Raw genomic sequence first — 728 nt, forward strand, 5'->3', positions numbered from 1 at the left:
CGGTTGTTCTGCGGGAGGAGGGAGAGGAGGTAGCGCACCTCGGCGAGGCAGGTCTCCTCGTCGTCGTAGGCGAAGTGGCAGACGCCCGAGGTCTCGGCGTGCACGTCGGCGCCGCCCAGGCCGTTCTGGGTGATCTCCTCGCCGGTGACCGCCTTGACCACGTCCGGGCCGGTGATGAACATCTGCGAGGTGTCGCGGACCATGAACACGAAGTCGGTGAGGGCGGGACTGTAGGCCGCACCGCCCGCGCACGGGCCGAGCATCACACTGATCTGCGGGATGACACCGGACGCCTTGGTGTTGCGCTGGAAGATGCCCCCGTAGCCCGCGAGCGCGGAGACACCCTCCTGGATACGGGCGCCCGCACCGTCGTTCAGCGACACCAGCGGAGCACCGGCCGCGATGGCCATGTCCATGATCTTGTGGATCTTCGTGGCATGGGCCTCGCCCAGCGCACCGCCGAAGATCCGGAAGTCATGGGCGTAGACGAAGACCGTACGGCCCTCCACCGTCCCCCAGCCGGTGATCACACCGTCGGAGTACGGCCTCTTGGTCTCCAGACCGAACCCGGTCGCCCGGTGCCGGCGCAACTGCTCGACCTCACGGAACGAACCCGCGTCCAGCAGCAGCTCGATACGCTCCCGCGCCGTCAGCTTCCCCTTGGCGTGCTGCGCCGCCGTCGCCTTCTCGCCCGGCCCGGCCACCGCCTGCGCACGGATCCCGTGCAG

The 728-nt window shown here is 69.1% G+C and carries 1 protein-coding gene; it reads right to left on the minus strand.

The window, feature by feature from the left end; all coding sequences use genetic code 11:
- Positions 1–728: acyl-CoA carboxylase subunit beta (locus tag HTV45_RS33235; RefSeq protein ID WP_285899715.1), on the minus strand; the 728-nt coding region annotated here is incomplete at both ends.

Origin of the sequence: Streptomyces sp. CHD11 (genome assembly GCF_018638295.1) — a bacterium.
Lineage (GTDB): Bacteria > Actinomycetota > Actinomycetes > Streptomycetales > Streptomycetaceae > Streptomyces.